Source organism: Georgenia sp. Z2081, assembly GCF_055326445.1.
The window spans coordinates 791,237-808,808 of the sequence record NZ_JBUZNK010000001.1 but is presented as its reverse complement, the minus strand read 5'-3'; the positions used below and the strand labels follow the sequence as shown (position 1 = coordinate 808,808).

Genomic DNA, 17,572 nt, shown 5'->3' with positions numbered 1-17,572 from the left:
GGGGGTGGCGGGAGGTGGAACTACTGCCGGGAACCCGACCCCCGGTCCCCCCCCCCCCCCCCCCCCGCCGGACAGGCGGTGAGTCAGTCAGGTATCCGCCGAGTCAACCGACGCGGGGCACTGACTCACCACTTTGGTCACTGCCTCGGCGACCGTGAGGACAGAACGCACCTTCGCGGCGAAGCCGCGGATACGGCGCCCCTCGCGACGCGGCAGCGGGCTGTTCGCGAGGGCACGCCCTGGCGCCCGACGGAACCGCGCTGACCGCCAGGCACACCCGCGCCCACGTACCCGACCGAACCCCGCTCACTCGCCCTGACGCCCGACCGAACCCCGCTCACTCGCCAGGCAGAACGCCGCTCACTCGCCGATATGGCGGGTGTGAGGGGGTCAACCGGGGAAGGTCGGGTCGGACAGTCCCTCCGCGATACGCGTCCACGAGGCACCGGTGCGCTCGTAGATGCCGAGGTCCGAGGTCTGCAGCACCACGCTCGTCCCGCCCCGGCCGGCCGTGAGCGCCACGGCGCCCTGGAGGACGGGCAGCGGCTCGGTGTCCCCTCCGATGCTGACGAGATAAGGCCGGGGGGCCGGGTCCGTGGCCGTGCGGCCGAGCACCACGAGCGTCGTGGCATCGATCCAGGCGAGGTCCGTCGCGTCGACGAGACCGACCCCGACCCGCGCCTGCGAGGTGCCGAGCGAGCGCGGCTCGTCGTCGGGACCGCGCTGGACGCCCGAGACCTCGACGAGGATCGAGCCGCCCTGCTCGCGGATCACCGCCGCCCTGGCTCCCTCCCGCGAGACGCGCACGGCGCGCACGACCGACCCGTCGAGCCAGGGTGCGTCGATCTCGGAAGTACCGCCGCTCGGCAGGGCGGCGCGCAGGGTGCCTGCGTTGGTCCGCTCGCCGGTCCACGCCCAGCCGTAACGGTCCATCGAGGGGGCGACGAGCTCGGTCCCGGACACGACGAGGCGGGCGCTGCGGCCGGCCGTCGGTGCCGCCATCATGCGGGTCGGGCCGTCGAGGTAGACCTGTCCGTCGGGCGGGTCCGCCGGCGAGCCGGCCGGGGCCGAGACCACCCCGGTGCGGGGCGCCGCCGCGCCGGTCACGCGCACCTCCAGCCCGCCGTCGAGCTCGACGAGCTCGTCATCGGCCACCGCCAGCAGCGGCTGGGGCGTGTAGGGGTAGGCCGGAAGCTCCGGCACCGAGCCGATGGCAAGCGCGTTCCCGCCGACGGTCACCGTGACGTCGGAGACCCCCGGGACCGCCGACAGCGTCCGCCGGAGCTGTGCCACGAGGAGCTCGCGCTCGCGGTTAGAGGCCTCGAGGACGTCGTCGGTCAGGTCGACGGTCGCCACGCCGTCGGCGACGTCCACGGAGCTGAGCAGGAGACGCGTGGAGACAGGGGCAGGCGTCATGACGGCCGGCTCGAGCCAGGCCGACGGGCCACCGAGCACGCCCTGGACCAGCGAGGAGGCGAGGTTCTGGCGCGGATAGTGCCGCAGGTCGGCGACGACGGTCTCGCCGTCGGCCGCGGGGAAGTACAGCGGTGCCGCGACGTACTGGACGGAGAACGACTCGGCGGAGAGCAGCACGCCGTCCTCGAGGTCGATGATCCGCCACTCGCCGTCGTCGTCCCTCGCGAGCGTGAAGTCCGTGCGGATGTCCTGGTCGCTCGCGGCCTCGGCGTAGTGTCCCGAGCCGTCGATCACCGCGAACATCTGCGTCGTCACGGACACGCCGCCGTCATCGGTGGTGGCGATCTCCGGCTCCTCGGAGTCCGCGTACACGCGCACCTGCGCGAGCGGCTGCCACGCCGAGGTGGCGCCGCCCCCGAGGAACTCCCGCGCGACCGAGAAGTCGTCGGCGAAGCCGGTCGCGCTCGCGGCGAGGAACCCGCGCACGATCTCGTCGGGCGTGGCGCCCGCCTGGGGTCCCCGCGCATACAGACCGAGCGAGGGTGCGGCGCTCACCGTCGGGTCGGCGGCGTTCACCGGGCCGGAGCCGGGCAGCTGCGCGCAGCCCGCGAGGACCGCCAGGGCCAGCAGCAGGGCCACCAGGCGGGACGCGACCCTGCGCACGGCCCGGACACGTCGCACGCCACGCACACCTCGGACGAGCCCTCGGGCCGGCCCGGTCGGCGTACCCGCACCACCCGGCGCACGGGTGGCCGCAGCCGACAGGGTCCCCGCCGGCGACACACCCGACGCACCCGACACCGCAGACGCACCCGACACGGCCCTCGCCGCCGATCCTGTCGTCATCGCCCCTCCTCGATGCGCTCGCCACCTGTCGGCCCGGCGAGCCCGACGAGCGGGGCGGCCAGGGTCGGCTCGACGGTGGAGTCTCCGGGCCACAGCTCGATCGGGGACGGCCCGACCGGGCTGCCGTCCTGGCGCGGGAGGGTGAGCAGGAACGCGGCGCCCTGCCCCGTGCGTCCGGCCGCGGCAAGCGTGCCGCCGTGCAGCCCGACGTCCTCCTGGGCGATCGACAGGCCGAGCCCGGTGCCACCGGTGGTGCGGGTACGCGCCGTGTCGCCGCGCCAGAACCGGTCGAAGACCCGGTCGGCCTGTTCCTCCGACATGCCCACGCCGTGGTCCCGGACGAGGACCGCGGCCGTGCGCTCGTCCTCGGCGACCGTGATCTCGATCGGCCGTCCCTCCGAGTGCTCGATCGCGTTGACGAGCAGGTTGCGCAGGACTCGCTCGATCCGGCGCGCGTCGACCTCGGCCGTGCAGCTCGGCGTCGCACGGTGCACGGACACGACGGAGCCCTTGCGCTCGGCGAGGATGGCATGCCCCTCGACGACCCCGTCCACCAGCTCGGCGAGGTCCGTGGGTCCCACCTCGAGGATGGCGGCGCCCGCGTCGAAGCGGGAGATCTCGAGCAGGTCGGCGAGCATGTGGTCGAACCGCTCGATCTGCGCGACCAGCAGCTCGGCGGAGCGGCGCACGGGCGGGTCGAAGTCGTCGCGCCGGTCGTGGATGAGGTCCGCCGCCATGCGGATCGTCGTCAGCGGCGTGCGCAGCTCGTGGGACACGTCCGAGACGAACCGCTGCTGGAGGCGGGAGAGCTCGGACATGTCGCTGATCTGCTGCTGCAGCGAGTCCGCCATCTCGTTGAACGACTCGGCCAGCCGCGCCACCTCGTCGGACCCGCGCACGTCCATCCGCTCGTCGAGGAGCCCGGCCGCGAGCCGCTCGGCCGTGCGCGACGCCTGCCGGATCGGCCGCAGCACCCAGCGCAGCACAAGCGCGACCATCGCCGCGACGAGGGCGACGAGCGCGAGCGCCGCGACCCCGAGCACGGACGTGACGACGGCGATCATCTGCTGCTCGGGCTGGAGACCGTAAACGGTGTAGAGCTCGTACTCCCCGGCGATCGGCAGGAGGACCGGCGCGCCGACGACGATCGCCGGCACCTCCTCGCCGTCGATGGTCAGCGTGACCGACTGCCAGTGCAGCGACGAGCCGGGCTCGACGGCCGCGTGCATCTCCTCGGTGATGGCGTCCCGGATGACGGTCGAGCTGGTCGGCTCGGGGATCGTCGGCCCGGTCGCATGCTGCTCGTCGCGGGTGATGACGGTGCCGACGACCCCGGCGGTCGCCCCCTGGCTGAGCTCGACGATGTCCGTCGCGAGCGTCTGCACCTGGCTGGGCGTGGAGGCGGTGGAGTCGTCCATGTCCGCCTGCGCCTCGCTGGCCCGCTCGGCGGCGTCGGCGATGACCTGCTCGAGCCTGCCGTCGAACAGACGGTCGCGGATCTCGACGGAGATCACCGCGCCGATGATGCTCAGGCCGAGCAGCCCGCCGATCACGGTCACCGTGACCACGCGTACGGCCAGCGAGCCGCGCCAGCTGCGGGCGAGATCGAGGGCACGGCGCCGCACGCGGGCGCGCCACGACCGTCGGGGCGGCGTCGCACCGATCCGCCCGCGCGCGGGCCCACCGGTCGCAGTCCCGGGCCCCGATCCCGACGCGCCGGGCCCGGGCGTCCGGTTCGCTCCGGCGTCGTCGTCCCGGCCGTCCGACGTGGCCGACGGACGGTCGCTGCCCGCCGCCTCGTCGGAGGGACTCACGCCTGGACGGGTCCCGCCCGGTACCCGACGCCCCGCACGGTGACGACCACCTGCGGGTTGTCCGGGTCGAGCTCCACCTTGGCCCGCAGGCGCTGGACATGGACGTTGACGAGCCGGGTGTCCGCCGAGTGCCGGTAGCCCCACACCGTCTCGAGGAGCTGCTCGCGCGTGAAGACCTGGCGCGGCTTGCGCGCGAGCGCGACGACGAGGTCGAACTCCAGCGGCGTGAGCGCGATGAGCTCCTCGCCGCGTCGGACCTCGTGGGCGGCGACGTCGATGTCGAGGTCGCTGATGCGCAGACGCTCGGGGTCGACGTCGTCCTGCCGGCGCAGCCGCGCCCGGATCCGGGCCACGAGCTCCTTGGGCTTGAACGGCTTCTGCACGTAGTCGTCCGCACCGGCCTCGAGACCGGCGACGACGTCGAGCGTGTCCGACCGTGCCGTGAGCATGACGATGGGGACGTCGGACTCCGCCCGGATGATGCGGCAGATCTGGATGCCGTCGAGCCCGGGGAGCATGAGGTCGAGCAGGACGATGTCCGGGTGCGTCTGCCGGAACGTCTCGGGGGCCGCGGCACCGTCGGCGACATGCACGACGTCGAACCCCTCCGACTGCATGACGATCCCGATCATCTCGGCCAGGGCGACGTCGTCGTCGACGACAAGGAGGCGAGAACTCATACGACCAGTGTCCTACACGGACCGGGTACTTCTGCGGGCGGGCGCGCCGTGGATGCGTGGCACGATGGCGCGCAGTGGACCGAGACGGAGGCGGGATGACGCAGGGTGGCACGGGGCGAGGGCCGGACCAGGGCCCGTGGGGCGACCCCGGTCAGCACGGTTGGGGTGCCGGCGACCCCGGCGCAGCCGGCGGGCCGCCGGCGTACGGGCAGTACGGCACCGGCACGACGCCGCCTCCCGGTCAGCAGCCCACCTACGGGCAGTACGGGCAGTACGGCGCCGGCACGACGCCGCCTCCCGGTCAGCAGCCCACCTACGGCCAGTACGGCGCCGGCACGACCCCGCCACCCGGGCAGCAGCCCACCTACGACCAGTACGGCCAGTACGGCGCCGGCACGACGCCACCACCCGTCGAGTGGGGCGCTCCCCCGGCGGGCGGCCCGTCCGGCTACGGGCAGTACGGCGCCGCCGACGCCCCGGGCTCGGGCGCCTGGGTCGCCGACAGTCTGGCGGGCGGTCAGCCGGGCATCGTGGCGCTCCGACCGCTGCGCGTCGGCGAGGTCATCGAGGGCGCCTTCCGGGCCGTCAGGCACAACCCGGGCACGATGTTCTTCTACTCGGGTGTGGTCAGCGTGCTCACCGTGGTGCTGTCCCTCGCGGCGAGCTGGGCGTCGACGAACGCGAGCCAGTCGCTGACGATCGAGGAGTCGGCCGGGGTCCAGGGGCTGACGAGCTTCGCGCTCCTCGTCGTCGGTGCGCTGACCTCCCTCATCGCGACGGGCGCCCTCGTGGTCTCGGTCAGCCGCTCGGCGATCGGCGAGCGCGCGACCATCGGCCAGGTGTGGCAGGCCGTCAAGGGGCGGATCCTCTCGCTCGTCGGGCTCAGCCTCCTGCTCGGCCTCATCGCCTTCGCTCTGATGTTCGTCACCGTCATCGTCATGTCGGTCGTCGGTTTCGCGTTCGTCGCCGCGATCGCCGGCTCGACGTCGGGGTCCTCGACCGGGGGGATGGTCACGGCGGTCGCCGTCACCCTCCTCATCGCCATCGGCTCGGCGATCCCCGCCTTCATCGTCATGACCCGCCTGTCCCTGTCCTACCCGGCCGTGGTCCTGGAGAAGGCCGGCCCCGGGCGGGCCGTCTCCCGCTCGTGGTCGTTGTCGTCGGGCTCGACCTGGCGGATCGTGGGGATCTACATCCTCGCCGCCATCATCGCCGTCGTGGTCGGCGGCGTCGTGTCCCTGCCGATCGGGCTCGTCGGGGGTGCGATGGGGCTGTCCGACGCCTTGGTCATCGTCCTCACCTCGCTGGCCTCGGTGCTCGTCAACCTCATCATCACCCCGTTCACGGCCGGCGTGGCCTCCCTCGTCTACATCGACCAGCGGATGCGCCGCGAGGGGCTCGACGTCCAGCTCGCGCGCGCCGCCTCGAACCGTGCCTGACCTCCCGCCCACCCGGTGGCCGGCGGACGTCCCCGTCACGCCCGACGCGCCCGAGGCGCACGACTGGGCGGTCGAGGAGCTCTCCCGCCGCATGTACGACGACTCCCCCGGGTTCCTCTCCCGGCTCCTCGACCGGGTCGGGGACCTGTTCGACGGACTCGGCCAGGGGGGCGGCGCGATCCCCGTCCAGATCCTGCCGCTCGTCGTCGTCGGCGCCATCGCGGTGGTGGTCGTCCTCGCGCTCGTGCTCTCCGGACCGGTCCGGGCACGGCGCCGGGCGCGCGTCGAGGAGCCGGCCGGGGTGCTCTTCGAGGACGACCGCGACTCGCGCGACCTGCGCGCCGCCGCCGACGCCGCCGCACGGTCCGGGGACTACTCCCGCGCCGTGATCGAGCGGTTCCGGGCCATCGTGCGCTCGCTCGACGAGCGCGCGTTCATCGAGGACCGCCCCGGCCTGACGGCGCACGAGGCCGCGGACCTGGGCTCACGCGCACTGCCCGAGATCTCCGGCGAGCTCACGTGGGGCGGTCGCCTGTTCGACGCCGTCCGCTACGGCGACACCCGGGCCGCCGCGGGCGACGACGAACGGCTCCGCGCGCTCGACGACGCCGTCCGGCGCGCGCGGCGCGCGGCCGGCCAGGGGGCCCAGGAGTCCCGCGCCGCGGAGCTGCCACCGTCGCTGGACGGGGTGCTGGCATGAGCGCGTCCGCCCCGGCCGGGCCCGCGCCCACCGACTCCGCCCCCGACGGCCCCGCACCCGCGGACCTCGTCCCCGAGGTGGCGACGAGCACCGACGGCGCACCGACCGGCCGCCCCGCCCGGTGGAAGCGGCTGCTGCGCGTGGGGATCGTCGTCCTCGCCCTGGCGATCCTCGTGCTCGTCACCGTCGATCGGTCGTCGGGCCGGGACGCGGACCCGCTCTCCGCCCGCAACCCGCAGCCGGAGGGCGCGCAGGCGACCGCGGAGATCCTGCGCGACCAGGGCGTCGACGTCCAGGTGATCGGTTCGCAGCGCGAGGCGGTCGACCTCGCCGACGCCGGGACGACGCTCGTCGTCACGGCGTCCAGACACCTGACCGAGGACGCGGCCGCGCAGCTGGCCGGCACCGGGGCCGACCTCGTCCTCGTCGACCCCGCCGCTCCCACGCTGCGCGGTACCGGCGCGCCGATCGAGACCGTGGGCGGCGGGAGCCAGGCCCCCGTCCAGGCCGACTGCGACGACCCGGACGCCGAGGCCGCGAGCCGCATCGGCCCCTTCCGGGGCGGGCTGACCTCGGACGACCCGGACGTCACCACCTGCTTCGCGTCGGGCGACGCCGCGGCCTATGCCGTCTGGTCCGACGGCGACCGTTCCGTGCGGGTCCACGCCGACGGCCGCCTCATGTCGAACGCGGCGCTCGACGAGGACGGCCACGCGGCGCTCGTCCTCAGGTCCCTGGGTCACCACGAGAGGCTCGTCTGGTTCACCCCGACCGCAACCGTCGAGGCGGTCGACCTCTCCGAGAGCGTGCCGCCGGCGACGCTCTCGCCCGACTGGCTCGTCATGGTCGGCTGGGCGACCGCCTTCGCGGTGATCGTCCTCGCCGTCGCGCGCGGCCGCCGCCTCGGCCGCGTGATCCCCGAACCGCTGCCCGTCGTCGTGCGCTCGGCCGAGACCGTGCGAGGCCGCGGCGCGCTGTACCGTCGCTACGGCGCGACCGCCCACGCCGCGGCAGGCCTGCGCGCGGGGGCCGCCGCGCGGCTCGCACGCCGGCTCGGACTGCCCCGCTCCGTGCACCGCGTCGACCTCACCGACGCCGTCGCCCGGGCGAGCGGACGCGACGAGGCCCGCGTGCGCGACCTCCTGTACGGCGCCCCGCCCGGCACCGGCGCGGAGCTCACTCAGCTTGCCACCGACCTGGACACCCTGGAGAGCGAGGTTCACCGACCGTGACCCACCACCCCGACGACGAGAGGTTCGCCCCCCGGGACAGCGGCGCCTGGGCGCCCGGCCGACCGGCCGGACCCGGCAACGCCGGCGCTCCCGCCGGCACACCGGCCGGCGCCTACGAGCAGGGCGGCACGCCCGGTCACGCCGGCGGGCCCGGACAGGGCGGCGCGCCCGGCCACGCCGGCGGGCCCGGCGCACCGGGTGCCCCGGCCGCACCCGGCCCCCGCTCCGCCCGCGGCCACCAGGAGTCCGACGAGGCCCGGGCCGCCCGCGACCGCCTCGGCGCGCTGCGGGCCGAGGTCGGCAAGGCGGTGGTCGGCCAGGAGGGCGCCGTCACCGGGATGCTCATCGCACTGGTGGCCGGCGGTCACGTGCTCCTCGAGGGCGTCCCCGGCGTCGCGAAGACCCTCCTGGTCCGCACGCTGGCGACGGCCCTGGAGATGGACACCAAGCGCGTCCAGTTCACGCCCGACCTCATGCCCGGCGACATCACGGGCTCGCTGATCTACGACGCGCGCGCCGCGGAGTTCTCGTTCCGCCCGGGCCCCGTGTTCACCAACCTCATGCTCGCCGACGAGATCAACCGCACGCCGCCCAAGACCCAGTCCGCACTGCTGGAGGCGATGGAGGAGCGGCAGGTCACCACCGACGGCGAGGCCCGCCGCCTGCCGGACCCGTTCATGGTGATCGCCACCCAGAACCCGGTCGAGCACGAGGGGACCTATCCGCTGCCCGAGGCGCAGCTCGACCGCTTCCTGCTCAAGCTCGTCCTCGACCTGCCGGCCCGCGAGGAGGAGATCGAGGTGCTGCGCCGCCACGCCGCCGCGTTCGACCCGCGCAACCTCGCCGGCGCCGGGGTCGGTCCGGTCGCCGGCCCCGCGGACCTCGCCGTCGCACGCGCCGAGGTCGCGCGCGTGGAGGTCGCGCCCGAGGTCCTGGGCTACGTCGTCGACCTCGTGCGGGCCACCCGCAGCTCCCCCGCACTCTCGCTCGGCGTCTCGCCCCGCGGTGCGACGGCACTGCTGGCCACCGCGCGCGGCTGGGCCTGGCTCACGGGACGCACCTACGTCACCCCCGACGACGTCAAGGCGCTCGCCGTGCCCACACTGCGCCACCGGGTCGCGCTGCACGCCGAGGCCGAGCTCGAGGGCGTCACCGCCGTCGGCGTCCTGCAGGGCCTCCTGTCCTCGGTCCAGGTCCCACGCTGATGCTGCCCACCCCGCTCGCCGCGGCGTTCGCCGCGCTCGGGGTGGTGGCCGTGGCGCTGCACCCCACCTGGACGACGCTCGCGATCTGGATCGCGGTCGTCGTCGTGGTGGTGCTCGCCGACGCCCTGCTCGCGCCCAGCCCGAAGGAGCTGCGCGTCGACCGGGACGCTCCCCGGGCCGTGCGCCTGGGCAACGCGGCGACCGTCACGGTGACCGTGTCCAACGACTCGCGACGGCGGGTGCGCGGCGTCCTGCGGGACGCCTGGCCGCCGTCCGCCGGGTTCGGCGACGTGGCCGGTCCGGGCAGGACCGACGCGGACCGGCACCGCCTCGACGTCCCCGCCGGCGAGCGTCGCCGCCTGCGCACCGTCCTGGTCCCCACGCGCCGTGGCGAACGGGTGGCCGGAGGTGTCACCGTGCGTCTCGTCGGCCCGCTGGGTCTGGGTGCGCGCCAGGCCACCCTCGACGTCCCCGCCGCGGTGCGGGTGCTGCCCGCCTTCCGCTCCCGCCGGCACCTGCCCTCCCGGCTCGCACGGCTGCGCGAGATGGACGGCCGGGCGAGCGTGCTCGTGCGGGGGCAGGGCACCGAGTTCGACTCGCTGCGGGAGTACGTCCTCGGGGACGACGTGCGGTCGATCGACTGGCGCGCGACCGCCAGGCGCGGCGACGTCCACGTGCGGACCTGGCGCCCCGAGCGGGACCGCCGGGTGCTCGTCGTCGTCGACTCCGGCCGGCTGTCCGCGGCGCGCCTGGGCGACGCACCCCGCCTCGACGCCTCGATCGAGGCAGTCCTCCTCCTCGCCGCGCTCGCCTCCCACGCGGGCGACAGGGTGGACGTCGTCGCCGTCGACGCCGAGGTCCGCGCGCGGATCACCGGCGTGGCCGGGGCGAGGCTCATGAGCAGTCTCGCCGACGGGCTCGCCGTCGTCGAGCCCGCCCTGCTGGAGACGGACTGGACGACCGTCGCGCAGACCGTGGGCGAGACGCTCTCCCAGCGGGCGCTCGTCGTCCTGCTCACGGCCGTGGACCCCTCGACGATGAGCTCCGGTCTCCTGCCCGTGGTGCGGCGTCTGGCGCGCGACCACACCGTCGTCGTCGCCGGGGTCGAGGACCCGGCCGTCGAGGAGCTGCGCAGCGACCGGGGGGACTCCGGCTCGGTGCACGACGCGGCCGCCGCGGAGCGCACCGGTCTCGAGCGGGACGCCGTGGCGACCCGGGTACGGCAGGCGGGCGCCGACGTCGTGCAGGGCCACCCCGACGAGATCGCGCCGCGCCTGGCCGACGCCTACCTCGCCCTCAAGGCCGCCGGCCGGCTGTGAGGGGCCGGGTCCGCCTGTGCGGCGGCCCGGGCCGGACGAGCGGCGGTCAGCCGGCCTCGGCGACGCGGTAGCCGGCCGCGTCGTCGGCGAGGTCGGCGCTGAGCTCGTCCCGATGGGCCCGGCCGCCGGCCCACATCGTCCACACCCAGAACCCCAGCCAGACGACCGCGCCGATGACGATCTTCACCCACCAGTCCAGCACCGTCGTCCCGGTGACGTACCCCTCCACCAGGCCCGAGACGAGCAGGACGACGACGAGCGCGCCGGCGACGGTGACGGTGGTGCGCCCCTCGACCGCGAGTGCCGTCTGCCGGGTGCGGCGACCGGGCACGAGCAGGGTCCAGAACAGTCGGAGCCCCGCGCCGCCCGCCACGAAGATCGCGGTGAGCTCGAGCAGGCCGTGCGGCGCGAGGAGGGAGAAGAACACCCCGAGGTCGCCGTACTCCGACATGATCGCGCCGGCCTGGCCGATGCCGACCGCATTGACGGCGAGGACCTGAACCGGCCACACGCCGGTGATGCCCAGGCCGATCGTCTGGGCGGCGATCCAGGCGTTGTTCGTCCAGACCTGTGCGGCGAAGTCGTGCGAGGGATAGTTCGAGTAGTAGGCGGCGAACTGCTCGTCGGCGTAGCTCTGGAGCTGGCTGGTCGAGCCGAGCTCGGCGAGCGCCCCGGGCGTGGTGGCGTAGAACCAGCCGACGGCCAGGGCCACGAGCAGGAACGCCGCGGTCACTCCGTGCGTCCACCACCGCACCCGGTACAGGGCCAGCGGCATCGTCACGACGAAGAGGTTGCGTACGGCCCGCAGGCTGACCTCGTGGGTGCCCGCGATGCGTCCGCGCGCGCGGGCAAGGACGTCGGACAGGTGACCGGTGACGTACCGGTCGGCGGACCGGGTGCGCACGCGCGACAGGTCGGCGGACGTGGCCTGGTAGAGACGGACGAGCTCGTCGGCCTCCTGACCGGTGAGCCTGCGGCGCCCCGCGAGGTCGTCGAGCCGCTCCCAGCGGCCGGACCGCACGGCTCCCAACGCCTCGGCATCCACGCGCAGTACCCTGCCACACGTGGCCGCCCCTCCCGCTCCCGACGCTCGCCGCGGACCCGCGCGCGACCAGGCCGGGGCGCTGACGACCGCGGGCCTCGCGGGCGACGTCGTCGTCACCTCCGAGGCCGTCGCCCTCGACCTGGCGCCGACCGGTTTCGCGACCCGCGTCCTGTCCGGCCTGCTGGACGGCCTGGCCTACCTGCTCGGGCTGCTCGCGTCGCTGCTGCTGGTCGTCGGCCTGCTCGACGACGGGATCAACGAGGCGCAGCTCCAGGCGCTGGTCATCTCGTTCCTCGCCCTGTGGTGGGTGGGCGCACCGATGGCCGTCGAGGCGCTCACCCGGGGGCGCTCGCTGGGTCGCATCGCCACCGGGACCCGCGTGGTCCGCGACGACGGCGGACCGGTGCGCCTGCGCCACACCTCCGTGCGGGCGCTCGCGGGGGTCGGCGAGCTGTGGCTCACCCTCGGCGGCGGCGCGATCATCGCCTCGCTGGCCTCCGGCCGCGGTCAGCGGCTCGGCGACCGGCTGGCGGGGACCATCGTGGTGTCGGTGCGCGCGTCGGAGGCGTTGCGGCTGCCGCTGGTGATGCCACCGGAGCTCGGCCCCTGGGCCGAGGGGCTCACGGTGCGGCCCCTGCCGGCGGCGCTGGCGGCGGCCGCCCGCGACCTCCTCGGGCGCACGGCGCTGATGACGCCGCAGACGCGGGCCGCCGTCTCCCGCTCGCTCGCGGCCCAGATCGAGCCGTACGCCTCGCGCCCGGCCCCGCCGGGCGCGCACCCGGAGCGCTTCCTCGCCGCCGTCCTCGTGGTGCGTCGCGACGCCGAGCGCGAGCGGCTCGCCACCGCCCAGGCACAGGAGGACCGCGCCGCCGCGCTCATGCTGCGCCTGCCGCACGAGGTCCAGGACTACGCCTGACCGCGCGCCGAGGCTCTCAGTCGCTCCGGCGGTCGGCCTCGTCGGAGTCGCTGCGCGTAGGTGCGTCCTCTACGGCTTCCGGGACCCGTTCCAGCGTGGACCCGTCGCCGTCCGACATCGTCTCGCCGCGGGCCTGCTCCGCCGCGGCGTCGCGCGGCCCCGCGGCGTCGCCCGGCCCCGGGTCGTCGTCCGGACGCACGTCGTCGGGTCCTCGCGCGTCGTCGTCCTCGGCCCGGTCGTCGTCCGCCCCCACGTCGTCACCGGCCCGGTCGTCGAGCATGGCGTCCTCCTCGTCGGCGTCGTCGTCGACCCTGGTCCGGCGGTCGTCCTGCCGGGCGAGGCTGCCCGCGGCATCGTCCCGGACGCCCGGCAGCACCACGTAGGACACCATGGCGGCGAGCAGGAGCGCGCCGAGCCACAGGAGCCAGGACCGGGCACCGGCCAGGTAGAGCACCCCTGCGACACCGAGCAGCACGACGACCCGTGCGAGCGCGTACTTTGCGATGGCCACCGGCCCAGGCTACGTCCGTCCCCGGCCCCCGGGTCGCGGTCACCGGCCGGCGGTGACCAGCGTCGCGCCTCGCCGCCGCGTCCGTCGACCTACCCTGAAGGGGTGCAACGTGCCATCCCCATCGTCATCGCGGTCGGCGTCATCGTCTTCGCGCTGATCGACTGTGCCCGCTCGGACGACGAACGGATGCCGGCGCGCATCCCCAAGGGAGTCTGGATCGTCCTCATCCTGCTGCTGCCCGTGATCGGCGCGGTCGCCTGGCTCGTGCTCTCCCGCACGCTGGCACGCGCGACGGGCGGGCCGGACCGTACCGGCGGCACCGGCTCCTTCGGCGCCGGCCCGACCCGCCAACCCCGCCGACCGGTGGCGCCGGACGACGACCCCGAGTTCCTCGCCCGACTGGAGGCCGACCGACGCCGTGCCGAGCGCGAGCGCCGCCAGCGTGCGCGCGATGCCGAGCGTGAGAACCCGCGGGCCACGGCGCCCGAGCCGACGACCGCCGCCGACGCACCGGACGACGGCGACCCCGGCACGGATCGCCGCTCCGACGCGGACGGCCCGGGCGACGACGACGGCGACCCCGGCCCGGCGGGAGGGCTCGCCGTCGACCCCCGCGAGAGCCCGGGCTCGCCGGCCTGACCGGACGACCGCCGGTCGGCGCCGGTGCTACCCGATCCCCGAGTAGGAGTGCCGCGAGTTGAGGAACAGGTTGACCACGTAGTAGTTGCCGAGGATGAGCGCGAAGCCCGCGAGCGAGAGGTAGGCCGCCCGCCGCCCCTGCCAGCCCCGGGTCAGGCGCGCGTGGAGGAACGCGGCGTAGACGATCCAGATCAGCAGCGACCAGACCTCCTTGACGTCCCAACCCCACGGGCGGCCCCACGCGTGCTCGGCCCAGATGGCGCCGGCGATGAGCGTGAACGTCCACAGCATGAAGCCGACGGCGATGAGCTGGAAGGCCGTGCGCTCGAGCTCCGCGGAGCTCGGCAGGCGCTCGGAGAGACGGTCGCGGAATCCGGCGAGGCCGGATCTCGGCGCGCCTGCGGGGTCGGTCCCGCCGGAGTCGGGCCCCGCCGCACCCGTACCCGCGGCCGACCGCGTGGTCGGTGCCGCCGCGCGCCCGTCGGCGGCGACCAGGGCGGCCGAGTCGGCGGTGGCACGCGCCTCGGCCCGACGCGCACGGCCGATCTCGGCGCGCTCCTGCAGCAGCTGGACGAGCGAGAGGATCGCGGAGACCGCGAGGACGCCGACGGCGAGCGTGGCGACGAAGACGTGGATGATCAGCCAGTAGCTGTCGAGCGCCGGCGGGATGCCGTCCGCCCGGACGTAGAGCACCGAGACCGCGAGGCCCAGGGACAGGACCACGAGCCCGGCGAGACCCGCACCGAGGACACGCAGGTCGCGCGACCGGTTGAGGAGCAGGAAGATCCCCACGGCGATGAGCGTGAACACGATCGAGAACTCGTACATGTTGGCCCACGGGACGCGCTCGGTCGCGATCGCCCGCGTGATCACCCCGACGACGTGGATGACGAAACCGGCAACCATCGAGGACACGCCGATCCGCGCGAAGCGACGGCCCTTGTCCGAGCTGTCCATGAATCTCGCCAGGTCGACGGCGAACGCCAGCAGCGAGATGACGTAGGCCCCCATCGCGCCGTAGATGGCCACCGTGGAGATCTGAGCCAGCGTGGACTCGGGCATGCGTCGTCCTTCGTCGTCGGGGCGCCCTAAGGGCGCTCGGTGATGTCATTGTGCCCCAACCCCTTTTCCGGAGCGGGGCGCGGTCGCGGGCGCCGGTCCGGCCCGCGGGACGGCGGGGCGGCGCCGTCGTCGGAGGTCGTCCCCTCGGGCGCCGGGGTGTCACCCGTCCCGTCCCACCGGTCCGCGGACGCGTCGTCGCCCACGTCACCGTCCGAGGAGTCCTCCTCGAGGTCGAGCGCGGCGAGGAGCCGCTCGACCTCGCGCTCGGTTCCGGGGTCGTCCCCCCGTGCGAGCGCGGCGGTCTCGAGCCGCGTGCCGTCGCCGTCGGAGGTCAGCCGCACCCACACCCGTCGGCGGGGGACGAACAGCGAGCCGAACAGGCCGAGCATCGCCGCGATCGAGGCCGCCAGGAGGTAGGGCAGCGTGGGGTCGTTGCGCAGGTCGAGGGCGACGAACCGCGGCAGCTCCTCCTCGAACGTGATCGAGCCGAGCCCCTCGGGCAGCTCGACCGTGTCACCTGGGCCGAGGTAGATCGTCAGCGGCACCTGCCCACCCTCGGCGGACCCGGCCGAGCCGTCGGCCGCGGGCTCGTAGACCTGCCGCATCCGGTCGGTGTCGAGGACGTAGACGTTCTGGGGCTCGCCCTCGTCGAGCCCGAGGTCGCCCACCCACAGCGTGAGCACGAGCAGGGGATCCTCCGGCTGCGGATGGATCGAGACGGGCGTGCCGGCGGTGTCGACGATCGCGGTGGGCAGGAAGGTCCCGGTGAGGCCGAGCTGCTCCTGGTCGCCCGAGACGTCCGGGACCTTGACGACGCCTCTCGAGGTGTAGACCCCGTCCTCGGGCAGGAACGGCACCGGCTGGGAGAACGCGACCTCGCCCGCGCCGTCGTGCACGGTCAGGCGGGGTGCGTAGCCGTTGCCGGAGAGGTAGATGTTCGTGCCATCGACGTTGAGCGGATGGTTGACGGCGATGTCGCCGGCCTCCGCGGTGCCGTCGGCACGCGTCACCGACACCTCGGCGAGGAAGTCGCGGGCCTGGGCGTCGAGCGTGAACTCGGAGCTGAACTCGTCCAGGCGGACGACGAACGGGTCGAGGGAGCCCGTGCGCACGAGCGAGCCGGCGGTGAAGGAGTCGTAGTCGACCACGGAGTTCGCGAAGCTCTCCCCCTCGACGACGATGGCCTGGCCGCGGTAGGAGATCATCTGCCCGAGCCCGAAGGCGACGAGGACGGCGAGCAGGGCGAGGTGGAAGACGATGTTCCCGGTCTCCCGCAGGTAGCCGCGCTCGGCCGAGACCTCGACCGTGCCGTCGTCCTTCGCTGAGACCACCGCACGGAACCGGCGGCGCAGCGCGAGGCGCGCCGCCTCGCCGAGCTCGGCGGGCGTACGGGTGGGGTCGCGACGGACGCTGTGCCCGGCGAACCGGGTCAGCCGGCCGGGAACCTTCGGCGGCGCGGCCCGCAGCGACCGCACGTGCACGCCGATGCGCGGGACGATGCAGCCGATCAGGGAGACGAACAGCAGCACGTAGACGGTCTGGAACCAGATCGACCCGTACATGTCGAACAGGTCGAGCCGGTCGAGCCAGCCGGACAGCTCGGGACGCTCGGCCCGGAACTGCGACACGGCCGCGGGGTCGGAGGCCTGCTGGGGGATGAACGCGCCCGGGAGCGCGGCGACGGCGAGCAGGAGGAGCAGGAGGATCGCCGTGCGCATCGACGTCAGCTGGCGCCACGCCCACCGCAACCAGCCCACGAGGGACAGGGACGGTCCGGTGGCGCGGCTGCCGTCACCCGCTGCCGCGTCGTCGTCGGGGCCCGCCCGGCCCTGGCCGGGCTTGGAGGAGAGGTTGGTGGGGTCCGCGGTCACAGCGGCGTCACCCACCCGGCGACGAGGCCCTGCAGGCGTCCCACGATCCACTCCCAGGCACCGGTGACGAGCAGGACCCCGAGAGCGATGAGGACGACGCCGCCGACGACCTGGATCGTGCGGGCGTGACGCCTGAGGGCGGACAGGGCGCGCGCCGAGCGGGCGACGGCCACGGCGGCGACGACGAACGGGACCCCGAGCCCGAGGCAGTACACGACCGTGAGCAGGAGGCCGCGCGCCACGGACTGCTCGGACAGGGCCAGGGTGAGCACGGCGGCCAGGGTCGGGCCGATGCACGGTCCCCAGCCGAGCCCGAACACGGCGCCGAGCACGGGCGCGCCGGCGAGGCCGGCGCGGGGGGCGACGTCGAGGCGTCGCTCGGCCTGGAGGAACGGGATCCGGCCGACGAACGCGAGCCCGAGCAGGATGACGACGACGCCCGCCACGCGCAGGACGGTCGGCAGCACCGGGGCGAGGGCGATCCCCAGCGAGGCCACGGCCACGCCGGCCACCACCCACACCGCGGAGAAGCCGGAGACGAAGAGGATCGCGCCGAGCGCGACCCGGCGGCCGGACGCGCGACCCGTCGCCGCCGCCTGGGCCTCGCGCCGTGCGATCGCCGCACCTGCGCCGACCGGGCCCGCACCAGCGCCTGCCGGGCTCCCGCCTGCGCCGGACGCGGGGACGGCGGTCGCCTCCCGGTAGCGCTCCGTCGTCGAGCCCGCCATCCCTCCGAGCAGGCCGACGTAGCCGGGCAGCAGCGGCAGGACGCACGGGGAGAAGAAGGAGATCAGCCCGGCGAGCAGGGCGAGCGGGACCGCGAGCAGGAGCGATCCCGAGGTGACGACCTCCCCCACGGAGGCGACGGCGTCCACGG

Annotated in this window: 15 protein-coding genes; 7 read left to right on the top strand and 8 right to left on the bottom strand. The window is 74.9% G+C overall.

Annotated features, from left to right (window positions below):
- Positions 1 to 390: 390 nt before the first annotated feature.
- The 3 genes from ACZLKG_RS03860 to mtrA all read right to left on the bottom strand — a co-directional run bounded on the left by ACZLKG_RS03860 (position 391) and on the right by mtrA (position 4,756).
- Positions 391 to 2,097 (bottom strand): LpqB family beta-propeller domain-containing protein, encoded by a 1,707-nt coding sequence (locus tag ACZLKG_RS03860; protein ID WP_425707838.1) that lies wholly within the window; start codon positions 2,095 to 2,097, stop codon positions 391 to 393.
- A gap of 161 nt (positions 2,098 to 2,258) precedes the next feature.
- Positions 2,259 to 3,887, bottom strand: coding sequence for an MtrAB system histidine kinase MtrB (gene mtrB / locus ACZLKG_RS03855; protein ID WP_425707837.1), 1,629 nt, complete (start codon positions 3,885 to 3,887; stop codon positions 2,259 to 2,261).
- A gap of 185 nt (positions 3,888 to 4,072) precedes the next feature.
- Positions 4,073 to 4,756, bottom strand: a complete 684-nt coding sequence (gene mtrA / locus ACZLKG_RS03850) for an MtrAB system response regulator MtrA (RefSeq protein ID WP_425707836.1) — start codon at positions 4,754 to 4,756, stop codon at positions 4,073 to 4,075.
- 95 nt (positions 4,757 to 4,851) lie between these two features.
- Between mtrA and ACZLKG_RS03845 the strand changes: the two genes are divergently transcribed.
- Genes ACZLKG_RS03845 through ACZLKG_RS03825 form a run of 5 tightly spaced genes read left to right on the top strand, consistent with a single transcriptional unit; the run spans position 4,852 to position 10,651 of the window.
- Positions 4,852 to 6,195, top strand: a complete 1,344-nt coding sequence (locus ACZLKG_RS03845; protein WP_425707835.1) for a hypothetical protein — start codon at positions 4,852 to 4,854, stop codon at positions 6,193 to 6,195.
- The gene (locus ACZLKG_RS03840; protein ID WP_425707834.1) at positions 6,188 to 6,895 is read left to right on the top strand and encodes a DUF4129 domain-containing protein; all 708 of its coding nucleotides are present in this window, start codon (positions 6,188 to 6,190) and stop codon (positions 6,893 to 6,895) included. Before ACZLKG_RS03845 ends, ACZLKG_RS03840 begins: the two co-directional genes overlap by 8 nt.
- Positions 6,892 to 8,127 carry a DUF4350 domain-containing protein gene (locus tag ACZLKG_RS03835; protein ID WP_463648012.1) on the top strand — a complete coding sequence of 412 codons (1,236 nt, stop codon included), beginning with the start codon at positions 6,892 to 6,894 and terminating at the stop codon, positions 8,125 to 8,127. Before ACZLKG_RS03840 ends, ACZLKG_RS03835 begins: the two co-directional genes overlap by 4 nt.
- Positions 8,124 to 9,332, top strand: a complete 1,209-nt coding sequence (locus ACZLKG_RS03830; RefSeq protein ID WP_425707832.1) for an AAA family ATPase — start codon at positions 8,124 to 8,126, stop codon at positions 9,330 to 9,332. The genes ACZLKG_RS03835 and ACZLKG_RS03830 overlap by 4 nt, the downstream gene beginning before the upstream one ends.
- Positions 9,332 to 10,651: a DUF58 domain-containing protein gene (locus ACZLKG_RS03825; RefSeq protein ID WP_425707831.1), complete on the top strand. Its 1,320-nt coding sequence runs from the start codon at positions 9,332 to 9,334 to the stop codon at positions 10,649 to 10,651. Before ACZLKG_RS03830 ends, ACZLKG_RS03825 begins: the two co-directional genes overlap by 1 nt.
- Positions 10,652 to 10,697: 46 nt before the next feature.
- Here ACZLKG_RS03825 and ACZLKG_RS03820 read toward each other — a convergent pair whose 3' ends face one another.
- Positions 10,698 to 11,696: a stage II sporulation protein M gene (locus tag ACZLKG_RS03820; protein WP_425707830.1), complete on the bottom strand. Its 999-nt coding sequence runs from the start codon at positions 11,694 to 11,696 to the stop codon at positions 10,698 to 10,700.
- A gap of 19 nt (positions 11,697 to 11,715) precedes the next feature.
- On the opposite strand from ACZLKG_RS03820, the gene ACZLKG_RS03815 reads away from it, so the two are divergent.
- Positions 11,716 to 12,612 carry an RDD family protein gene (locus ACZLKG_RS03815; RefSeq protein ID WP_463648011.1) on the top strand — a complete coding sequence of 299 codons (897 nt, stop codon included), beginning with the start codon at positions 11,716 to 11,718 and terminating at the stop codon, positions 12,610 to 12,612.
- A gap of 16 nt (positions 12,613 to 12,628) precedes the next feature.
- On the opposite strand, the gene ACZLKG_RS03810 is transcribed toward ACZLKG_RS03815, so the two are convergent.
- Positions 12,629 to 13,123, bottom strand: a complete 495-nt coding sequence (locus tag ACZLKG_RS03810; RefSeq protein WP_425707828.1) for a DUF4229 domain-containing protein — start codon at positions 13,121 to 13,123, stop codon at positions 12,629 to 12,631.
- A gap of 102 nt (positions 13,124 to 13,225) precedes the next feature.
- Here ACZLKG_RS03810 and ACZLKG_RS03805 point away from each other — a divergent pair, with 102 nt between their 5' ends.
- Positions 13,226 to 13,762: a PLD nuclease N-terminal domain-containing protein gene (locus ACZLKG_RS03805; protein WP_463648010.1), complete on the top strand. Its 537-nt coding sequence runs from the start codon at positions 13,226 to 13,228 to the stop codon at positions 13,760 to 13,762.
- A 27-nt stretch (positions 13,763 to 13,789) separates the two neighbouring features.
- On the opposite strand, the gene ccsB is transcribed toward ACZLKG_RS03805, so the two are convergent.
- Genes ccsB through ACZLKG_RS03790 form a run of 3 tightly spaced genes read right to left on the bottom strand, consistent with a single transcriptional unit; the run spans position 13,790 to position 17,570 of the window.
- Positions 13,790 to 14,824, bottom strand: a complete 1,035-nt coding sequence (gene ccsB / locus ACZLKG_RS03800) for a c-type cytochrome biogenesis protein CcsB (RefSeq protein ID WP_463648009.1) — start codon at positions 14,822 to 14,824, stop codon at positions 13,790 to 13,792.
- Positions 14,825 to 14,850: 26 nt separating this feature from the next.
- Positions 14,851 to 16,695, bottom strand: a complete 1,845-nt coding sequence (gene resB, locus ACZLKG_RS03795) for a cytochrome c biogenesis protein ResB (protein WP_425707825.1) — start codon at positions 16,693 to 16,695, stop codon at positions 14,851 to 14,853.
- Positions 16,692 to 17,570, bottom strand: a complete 879-nt coding sequence (locus ACZLKG_RS03790; protein WP_425707824.1) for a cytochrome c biogenesis CcdA family protein — start codon at positions 17,568 to 17,570, stop codon at positions 16,692 to 16,694. Before ACZLKG_RS03790 ends, resB begins: the two co-directional genes overlap by 4 nt.
- Between the last annotated feature and the right edge of the window lie 2 nt (positions 17,571 to 17,572).